A 9,238-nucleotide genomic window follows, 5' to 3' on the forward strand; every position below is an offset into this window, starting at 1 on the left:
CGGGGGCAGCGCCCGATAGGCGAGCGCGGGCGGGGCCGGGCGGCCCGTGGGCACGACGATCGGGGATACGGTGGGCGTGGGGGCGGGCGCCACGTGCGCCAGCAGGCCGAAGGGACATTGCGCGCCGGTTTCAGCGGCGTCGTGCCGCGCCGAGCCCTCGTTCGTGCGCGATTCCAGCTTGAGGTCCAGCGTGGACAACTCGCCGGCCGCCGAGCAGAACGTGACTTCGAAGCGACCTTCGTGCAAGGCGCGCGTGTCCGGCATGTACCCGGTGGGCACCAACGCGCGTAGCGTCAGCGCCAAAAGCGCCAGCCACAACACAACCCGGGCGCGCGTGGCGCCCGAGCAGCGTAAGAGGCGGGACATTTCGGACATAGCGGGCATTCTAGTCGATGGCCGCGCGGATCATCGGGCGCGCCGCGGGCCTGGCCGAACGCGCCGGGCCGTGGCGATGTGCCCACCCGCAATCACCGTGCCCTGTCCACCATCGCGCCGCCACCGGCCTTTTGAAAATCTTGGTACCCTTGAACGCAGTTGCGCCATCCCGACCCTCAAACCCTGTTGAACCCCTACCTCAGTGCCCCAGGTTTCAGTGCTTTCCTTGTCCGCCCCGACCCTGTCCGTGCCCGTCCTTGCGACCGCCTCGCCGCCTTCTGCACGCACCACGCGTACGGGGTCGCCGAATCGTATTTGGATGGGTCTGTGCGTCGTCCTGCTGGTCGTGCTGTTGTCGGCCTGCGGCACCACCAAGGTCCAGCCGGGCTATTACCGGGTGCAGTCGGGCGACACGCTGACGCAGATCGCGCGCAAGCAAGGCACTTCGGTCAGCAATCTGGTGCGCTGGAACAGCCTGTCCAACTCCAACACCATCGAAGTCGGGCAAGTACTGCGCGTCGAACCACCGGCCGGGCAGGCTCGCACGTCCAGCCCCAGCAAGTCGGCATCCAAGCCCGCATCCACGTCACGGTCTTCCACATCGGGCGGTAAACGTCGCACTGCGCCACCCGGGGCAATTTCGCTGGTGTGGCCGGCGCAGGGCAAGGTCACGCGCGGCTATGACGGCAGCGGCTCGAACGGCATCGTGATTTCAAATTCCTCGGGTACGCCCGTGGTGGCGGCGGCGAGCGGCACCGTTGCGTATTCGGGCAGCGGCTTGCGCGGCTACGGGCATCTGGTGATCGTCAAGCACAACGCCAGCTTTCTCAGCATTTATGCGCACAACAGCAAGCTGCTGGTCAAGGAAGGGCAAAGCGTGAAGCAGGGGCAGAAGATTGCCGAAATGGGCAACAGCGACAGCAAGCAGGTCGGGCTGTACTTTGAACTGCGCTACGACGGCCAGGCGGTGGACCCGGCGGGCAATCTGCCTCCGCGATAGTGGCCGAGGGCGACGGCGGAAGGGCGGCAACCGCCCGTACTTCCGCCGGCCTTGCATCCGATCGCCGAATCTCTGATCGCCGCGCCTTTGCTCGCCGCGCGCCTGCTATCCATGCGCCTGCTATCCATGCGCCTGATAGAGCCGCGCGCCCGCCTTCTACGCGCTCGCGTCCTGCGTCAGCGTGGAAATGAACGTGGCCGTGCGCGGGTCTTCGGGGCGCGAAAAGATCGTGCGGGATTCGCCGGCTTCGACCACCACGCCGTCCAGCAGAAACACCACCTCGCGCGATACGCTGGCCGCCAGCCGCAGGTCGTGCGTGGCCATCAACATGGTCATGCCTTCGGAAGCCAGCTGGCGCAACACGTCCACGACTTCGGCCGCCAGGCCCGGGTCCAACGCGGAGGTCGGCTCATCGCACAGCAGCACGCGCGGGGCCGGCGCCAGGGCGCGCGCAATCGCCACGCGCTGCTGTTGTCCGCCCGATAGATTGGCGGGCCAGGCGTCGGCCTTTTCGGCCATGCCCACTTTTTTCAACAGTTCTTCAGCGCGTGCCCGGGCCTTGTCCAGCGGCCACTTCTGCACCGTCAGCAGACCTTCCATCACATTGCCGATCACCGTCTGGTGGGGAAACAGCTGAAAGTTCTGGAACACCATGCCCGTCTGCTTGCGCACGCGCTGCACCTGATCGCGCGCCAGCTTCACACCCGGCTCGAACTGCACCGTTTCCGGCCCCAGGGTAAGCGTGCCCCGGTCGGGCACTTCCAGCAGATTTACACAGCGCAGCAGCGTGCTCTTGCCGCTGCCGGACGGGCCGATCAGCGCGGTGACGCTGCCTTCGGCAATGGACACGTCCACGGCTTTCAGCACCGGATTGCCACCAAAGGCCTTTTCGATCTTTTGCAGCCGTATCATCGCGTCTTCTCGGAAAACACCGCATGCTGGCCAAAGCGCCGTTCCAGCCGGACCTGCGCGGCCGACAACACGGAACTGAACACCAGGTAGATCAGCGCGGCTTCGGTATACAGGATCAGCGGTTCATAAGTGACCGCCGCGATGCGCTGCGCTGCCTGGAAAATCTCGGGCACGGTCAGCACCGCCGCCAGCGACGTGTCCTTGACCAGCGCAATGAACGAGTTCGACAGCGGCGGCACCGCCACGCGCGCGGCTTGCGGCAGGATCGTGCGGCGCAGCGCCTGGCCGCGCGTCATGCTCAGCGAATACGCGGCTTCCCATTGGCCCTTGGTGATGGATTCAATGGCGCCGCGTATTACTTCGGAGTTGTACGCGCCCACGTTCAGCGTGAAGCCGATCAGCGCGGCGGGCAACGGGTCCAGCACGATGCCCACGCTGGGCAGGCCGTAGAAAATGACGAACAGCTGCACCAGCAGCGGCGTGCCCCGGATCAGCCACACATAAAAGCGCACCAGCGCCACCAGCGGCGCGGGCCCGAACAGCCGGATCAGCGCCACCACGAAGGCCAGCGCCAGCCCCAGCGCGAACGACATCAAGGTTAGCGGAACGGTGAACACCAGCCCGGCATGCAGCAAGGGCCAGAACGAATCGGCCATCAGCTGCACCCAGGGCGGCACGGTCCAGGAACCGATCTGCGCCAGCAGCCAGTCCGGCATCACCGCCTGTAGCCAGGTAGGTAGCGTCATGAGTGTGCGCGCGGCTTACTGCGCCGACAGGTCCGTGCCGAAGTACTTGACCGAAATGGTCTTGTAGGTGCCGTCGGCCTTGATGTCCGCCAGCGCCTTGTTGATGGCGGCTTGCAGTTCGGGGTTGCCCTTGCGGATCAGCACGCCCGAATTGCTGAATTCGGCGGTCTTGTCGGTGGCCGCGATCTTGACCTTGGCGTTCGGCTTCTGCTTCTTGAAATCCAGGAACGACAGGTTGTCGTTGACGGTGGCTTCCACGCGGCCCGAGGTCAAGAGGTCGATGGCTTCGTTAAAGCCCTGCACCGCCACCACCTGCGCGCCGTGGCTTTGCGCCAGCTTGCCGAAATTGCTGGTCAGCGTGTTGGCGGACTTCTTGCCCTTCAGGTCGTCAAACGACTTGATGGTGGTGTTGTCGTCGCGCACGATCAGCACGGCGGCCGACGAGATGTACGGATCGGAAAAGTCGTATTTTGCTTTGCGCGCATCGGTGATGCCCACCTGGTTGATCACCGCGTCATAGCGCTTGGCGTCCAGGCCGGCGATCAGGCCGTCCCACTTGCCTTCCACGAACTGCGCTTTCACGCCCAGGCGTTCGGCGATAGCGCGCCCAATGTCCACGTCAAAACCGGTAAGCTGCCCCGATGCGTCGTGGAAGGTAAAGGGGGCGTAGGTGCCTTCGGTGCCAATCTTGAAGGTGCCCGCGGACTTGATCTGGTCCAGGCCGGATTGGGCGTGGGCGGGGGCCAAGGCGGCGGCCTGGATAAGGCCGGCGACGAACAACGAGCGGAAGAGTTTCATGGCAATGCTCCGGAAGATCGGTGTCATTGGGAAGGGCCCGCAAGTCGCATGCCCTTCGTCGTAGCCGCACTCTAGCAACGCGTCTATTTTTCCACAAAGCATAAGGAATAGTAAAAATATAGCCGCGAGTCATTAACAGGTGTCCGATCGCCATTCAGCGGTCGGCGTTCTTCCAGCTATCGGTATCTGAACGGAGATCGGCGTGCAACAGCGATGGAACAGGCGGGCATTCATGGCGGCGGCGGGAGCGGCGGCATTGGCGGGGGGCGTGCAGGCGCAAGGGGCGAAAGCGCCGGCGCGGATGCCGGGGGCGGGCAGCATCACCGATGTCACCGGCCTGCGCGTGGGTCACTACACCGACACGCGCCGTCCCACCGGCTGCACGGTCATCATTGCCGAGGCGGGCGCAACGGGCGGTGTCGATGTGCGGGGAGCCGCGCCGGGCACCCGCGAAACCGACCTGCTCAATCCCGTCAACATGGTGGAAAAAGTACACGCCATCGTGTTGTCCGGCGGCAGCGCCTTCGGCCTGGACGCGGCCTCCGGCGTGATGCGCTATCTGGAAGAAAAGAAAATCGGCTTCGACGTGGGCGTGGCCCATGTGCCTATCGTGCCGTCGGCCATCCTGTTTGACCTGGGCGTGGGCGATGCGTCGATTCGGCCGGATGCGGCGGCGGGCTACCAGGCGTGCAAATCGGCGTCCACCGACGCGCCCGAAGAAGGCAACGTCGGCGCGGGCGCGGGTGCCACCGTCGGCAAGTTGTACGGCCCGAAGCGCGCGATGAAGGGCGGCCTGGGCAGCGCGTCGCTGACGGTGGCGGGCGTGACCGTGGGCGCCATCGTGGCGGTCAACGCGGTGGGCGACGTGCTGGACCCGGCCACCGGCCGCATCCTGGCGGGCGCGCGCACGGCCGACGGCAAGCAGCTGCTGGATACGCGGGCGGCCATCCTGGCCGGCGACCTGCCGCGATCCATGCGCCCGGGCACGGCCACCACCATCGGCCTGGTGGCTACCGACGCCGCGCTGACCAAGGCGCAGGCGCAGAAAATCGCGGGCATGGCGCACGATGGCCTGGCCCGCAGCATCAACCCCATCCACACCATGCTGGATGGCGACACGATCTTCGCGCTGGGCACCGGCGCGTCCGGCAAGCCCGGCAACGTGATGTTGCTGGGCGTCATGGCCGCCGAGGCCATGGCCATTGCCGTGCAGCGCGCCATCCTGTCGGCGCGTGCCGTTGAAGGGTTTCCCGCCGCCGTGGATTTCATCGCTTGATGGCTTGGGTGCAAGACGCCGGCCGGGCTGCTCGGCCTGGCCGCTGTCTGTTGTCCGCTGCCCGCCCGGTGACGTCAATCTGTCACATCGCGGGTCGATGATGGCGGGGCGCCGACGTGGCTTCGGCGTTGCAAGAGGACACCCATGTACAAAGGCGAACGATTCAATGGCGCCACGCATCTGGCGGGCCTGGCGCTGGCGGTGGCGGCATCCGGCGCGTTGATTGCGCGCGCGACCGAATTGAAGGTGGACGCGCGGCAGGTCATCAGCAGCGCGGTATTTGCGGCGTCGATGATTGCCGTGTATGCGTCGTCGGTGCTGTATCACTGCACGCGCGGCCGCTACAAGGCGCGCTGGGCCAAGGCGGATCATTGCGCCATCTATTTGTTGATTGCCGGTACCTACACCCCGCTGGCGTTCGGGCCGGTGCAGCATGCCTGGAGCGCGGCCATGGGCGTGGCGATCTGGCTGCTGGCGGCCGTGGGCATCAGCCGCGAACTTTGGTGGGCGCGCGGCGCGGCGCCGGCCTTGCCGCTGTACCTGGCCATGGGCTGGCTAGGCGTGGTGTTTGCCGCGCCCATCGCGGGCGCGTTGTCGTCAGCCGGCCTGGCCTGGCTGTTGGCGGGCGCGGTCGCGTACACGGTGGGCACGCTGTTCTACGTCAACGACAAACGCTGGCGCCATGCCCACGGCATCTGGCACTTGTTCGTCATGGGTGGCTCGGCCTGCCATTTCGTTACGGTATTCGGCTTTCTGACGTTTGGTGCGGCCTAGCGCCACGCCGCCAACGGCAGCATGCCGCCCCGGTCTTTGACCTTGCGCATGACGATGTGCGAACACAGGTCGCGCACCCCCGCGATCTTGCTCAGCTTGTCTTCCACAAACTGCGAAAACGCCGCCAGATTGCGCGTGCGCACCGACAGAATGTAGTTGGACGCCCCGGTCACGATGCTGGCTTCCGTGATCTCGTCGTGCGCCGCAATGCAGGCAAGAAAAGCCTCGTGCCACCCTGGGCGCGACTGGTCCAGCGACACATGCACGATGGCTTCAAGCTCGAACCCCAGCTTGTCGGCATCCAGCACCGCGCGGTAGTTGCGGATGAAGCCGCCTTCCTCCAGCGCCCGCACGCGGCGCAGGCAGGCCGACGGCGACAGCGCCACCTGCTCGGCCAGGTCCTGGTTGCTGAGCTGGCCGTTCTCTTGCAGACGGTACAGGATGCGCTGATCGATGGCGTCTAGGAGCATGGTGCAATCCAATTCTAAAAACGGGCTATGCGTGCAATTTAATGCGAAATTCTAGGGTAAGCCACGCCCGGCTTTGCAATTTTTCGGCACCACGGCGCTGCTATCCTGTTCCCAGCATATTGCCCGAAGGAGCATCGCATGACGACTCACGAAGACTGCGTCGCCGCAGACCGTAAAGACCCCCTGGCCCCCCTGAAAGACCGCTTCGAGCTGCCGCCCGGCGTGCTTTACATGGACGGCAATTCGCTGGGCGTGATGCCCAAGGGCGCTGCCGCCCGCGCGGCGGGCGTCATCACGCAGGAATGGGGAAAAGACCTGATCCGCAGCTGGAACACCGCCGGCTGGTTTGAATTGCCGGTGCGCCTGGGCGACAAGCTGGGCAGCCTGCTGGGCGCGCGCGAGGGCGAATTGGTCGTTACCGACACCACCTCACTGAACATCTTCAAGGCGTTGGCCGCCGCGCTGCGCATCCAGCAGCAAAAACAGCCGTCGCGCCGCGTCATCCTGTCCGAGCGCGACAATTTCCCCACGGATCTGTACATGATCCAGGGCATGATCGACCTGCTTGAGCAGGGCTACGAAATGCGCCTGATCGACGACGAACTGCCGCTGGACAAGGCGCTGGACGACTCGGTTGCGGTGATGCTGCTGTCGCATGTGAACTACCGCAGCGGCCAGATGCACGACATGGCCAGCGTGACCGCGCTGGCGCACCAGCGTGGCGCGCTGACCATCTGGGACCTGGCCCATGCCGCGGGCGCGGTGCCGGTGGACCTGAACGGCGCCAATGCCGACTTTGCCGTCGGCTGCACCTATAAGTACCTGAACGGCGGCCCGGGTTCTCCGGCCTTCATCTGGGTGGCGCCGCGTCACACCCAGGATTTCTGGCAGCCGCTGTCCGGCTGGTGGGGCCACACGCGCCCGTTCGACATGGCCGTGGCCTACGAACCGGCCGGCGGTATCCGCCGCTACCTGTGCGGCACGCAGCCCATCGTGTCGCTGTCCCTGGTGGAATGCGGCCTGGATGTGGCCAAGGCGGCCGACATGGCGCAGGTGCGCGAAAAGTCGCTGGCATTGGGCGACCTGTTCATCAAGCTGGTCGAAGAACGTTGCGCAGGCCATCCGCTCAAGCTGGTCACCCCGCGCGATCACGCGCTGCGCGGCAGCCACGTCAGCTTCCTGCATCCCAATGGCTACGAAGTCATGCAGGCGCTGATCGCGCGCGGCCTGATCGGCGATTACCGCGAACCGGAAGTCCTGCGTTTCGGCCTGACGCCGCTGTACTTCGGTTATGCCGACGTGTGGGACGCCGTGGACATCCTGAAAGATGTGCTGGACACGCGTGCCTGGGACAAGCCGCAATACCAGCAACGCTCGACCGTGACCTGAACGCCATAGAGCGTGCCCGACCTTGGGGGGCCGGCTACGGCCGGCCTCGCGGATAAAGCAAGGCGGCAACAGACAAGATAACAAGGCAGGAGACAATGAAAAAACCACAAGGATTCGGCCGGATCGCCGAACGCGAACAGGGCCTCAAGCGGCGCTTGACCTCGGGCCAGATGAGCATGATCGCCATCGGCGGGGCGGTGGGCACGGGCCTCTTTCTGGGCAGCAAATTCGCCATCGGTTTTGCCGGACCCAGCGTCATCATCAGCTATGCCATCGGCGGGCTGATCACGCTGCTGCTGATGGGCTGCCTGGCCGAAATGACGGTGGCGCATTCCACGTCCGGGTCGTTCGGCGCCTACGCCGAACACTACATCGGCCCGCTGGCGGGCTTCCTGGTGCGCTACGCGTATTGGTCCTGCGTGGTGCTGGCGGTGGGCACCGAGGTCACGGCGGTGGCCGAATACATGAACTTCTGGTTTCCGGATGTGCCCGGGTGGCTGTGGGTGTGCGTGTTTTCCGGGGCGCTGATCCTGGTCAACGCGATGAGCGTCAAGGCGTTCGGCACCATCGAATACTGGTTTTCCACCATCAAAATCACGGCCATCGTGGCCTTCATCATCCTGGGCGCGTACGTGGTGTGGGGGAATCCGCGTTACGGCGTGGCGCAATACACGGCGCATGGCGGCTTCTTTCCCAACGGGCTGTGGGGCATGTGGATCGCGGTGGTTATTTCCATCTTCAGCTACCTGAGCGTCGAAATGATTGCCGTGGCGGCGGGCGAGGCCGAAGACCCCGAGCGCGCCGTGAAGAAGGCGTTTCGCGCCACCATCGTGCGCCTGGTGGTGTTCTACCTGCTGACGCTGGCGCTGATCCTGGCGATCGTGCCCTGGAACGAAGCGGGCAAGGAAGGCAGCCCCTTCGTGAAAGTGATGCTGGCGCTGAACATCCCCGGCGCCGCGGGCGTCATTAATTTCATCGTGCTGGTGGCGGCGTTATCCGCCATGAACAGCCAGCTGTACATCACCACGCGCATGATGTTCAGCCTGTCGCGCGCCGGTCACGCGCCGTCGTTGTTGGGCCGGTTGACGCGTAGCGGCACGCCGCTGAACGCGTTGCTGCTGTCCACCAGCGGCATCGCCATTGCCGTGGTGCTCAAGGTCATGGTCCCCGACACGGCCTTTACCTTGATGATGGCCATTTCGATGTTTGGCGCGCTGTTCACCTGGATGATGATCTTCATCACGCACTACTTCTTTCGCCGTCGGTGGGCGAGGGAAGGGGGCGGCGCGCTGTCGTTCCGCATGCCCGGCTTTCCGGTGCTGACGTTGTTGGGCGCGGTGGCGATGCTGGCCATCCTGGTCACTACCTACTTCACCAACGTCTTCAAGATGACGCTGGTGTTCGGGGTGCCGTTCCTGGTGATCCTGGCCGTGTTGTACGGGGTGCTGTTCAAGAAGCGCGCCGAATCGGTCGCGCTTCAAGCCCGCGAGCAGCGGGG

10 protein-coding genes are annotated in these 9,238 nt (G+C 65.1%); 5 read left to right on the plus strand and 5 right to left on the minus strand.

Going from position 1 to position 9,238, the window contains the following annotated elements; translation table 11 throughout:
* Positions 1 to 375: DUF2946 family protein (locus tag ACNPP0_RS18750; protein ID WP_448706680.1), on the minus strand; the 375-nt coding region annotated here is incomplete at its 3' end.
* Between the two features lie 319 nt (positions 376 to 694).
* On the opposite strand from ACNPP0_RS18750, the gene ACNPP0_RS18755 reads away from it, so the two are divergent.
* Positions 695 to 1,375, plus strand: coding sequence for a peptidoglycan DD-metalloendopeptidase family protein (locus ACNPP0_RS18755; protein ID WP_332611334.1), 681 nt, complete (start codon positions 695 to 697; stop codon positions 1,373 to 1,375).
* A gap of 156 nt (positions 1,376 to 1,531) precedes the next feature.
* On the opposite strand, the gene ACNPP0_RS18760 is transcribed toward ACNPP0_RS18755, so the two are convergent.
* The 3 genes from ACNPP0_RS18760 to ACNPP0_RS18770 form a co-directional block, all read right to left on the minus strand.
* A complete protein-coding gene (locus ACNPP0_RS18760; protein WP_332611335.1) occupies positions 1,532 to 2,287 on the minus strand; it encodes an amino acid ABC transporter ATP-binding protein in 756 nt (251 codons plus the stop codon).
* Positions 2,284 to 2,964, minus strand: a complete 681-nt coding sequence (locus tag ACNPP0_RS18765; protein WP_332611445.1) for an ABC transporter permease subunit — start codon at positions 2,962 to 2,964, stop codon at positions 2,284 to 2,286. Before ACNPP0_RS18765 ends, ACNPP0_RS18760 begins: the two co-directional genes overlap by 4 nt.
* An 84-nt stretch (positions 2,965 to 3,048) precedes the next feature.
* Positions 3,049 to 3,831, minus strand: a complete 783-nt coding sequence (locus ACNPP0_RS18770; protein ID WP_448706681.1) for an amino acid ABC transporter substrate-binding protein — start codon at positions 3,829 to 3,831, stop codon at positions 3,049 to 3,051.
* Between the two features lie 202 nt (positions 3,832 to 4,033).
* Between ACNPP0_RS18770 and ACNPP0_RS18775 the strand changes: the two genes are divergently transcribed.
* Positions 4,034 to 5,107, plus strand: coding sequence for a P1 family peptidase (locus tag ACNPP0_RS18775; protein WP_448706682.1), 1,074 nt, complete (start codon positions 4,034 to 4,036; stop codon positions 5,105 to 5,107).
* 144 nt (positions 5,108 to 5,251) lie between these two features.
* Complete coding sequence (gene trhA / locus ACNPP0_RS18780; RefSeq protein ID WP_448706683.1) at positions 5,252 to 5,881, plus strand: PAQR family membrane homeostasis protein TrhA; 630 nt, start codon at positions 5,252 to 5,254, stop codon at positions 5,879 to 5,881.
* Here the strand turns inward: trhA and ACNPP0_RS18785 are convergent.
* A complete protein-coding gene (locus tag ACNPP0_RS18785; protein ID WP_448706684.1) occupies positions 5,878 to 6,351 on the minus strand; it encodes an Lrp/AsnC family transcriptional regulator in 474 nt (157 codons plus the stop codon). The two genes, trhA and ACNPP0_RS18785, sit on opposite strands and share 4 nt — an antisense overlap.
* 138 nt (positions 6,352 to 6,489) lie before the next feature.
* Between ACNPP0_RS18785 and kynU the strand changes: the two genes are divergently transcribed.
* Positions 6,490 to 7,740: a kynureninase gene (gene kynU, locus ACNPP0_RS18790; RefSeq protein WP_448706685.1), complete on the plus strand. Its 1,251-nt coding sequence runs from the start codon at positions 6,490 to 6,492 to the stop codon at positions 7,738 to 7,740.
* Between the two features lie 95 nt (positions 7,741 to 7,835).
* The coding region (locus tag ACNPP0_RS18795; RefSeq protein WP_332611343.1) for an amino acid permease at positions 7,836 to 9,238 on the plus strand (1,403 nt) is incomplete at its 3' end.

It is taken from the genome of Achromobacter semiaridum (assembly GCF_053543755.1).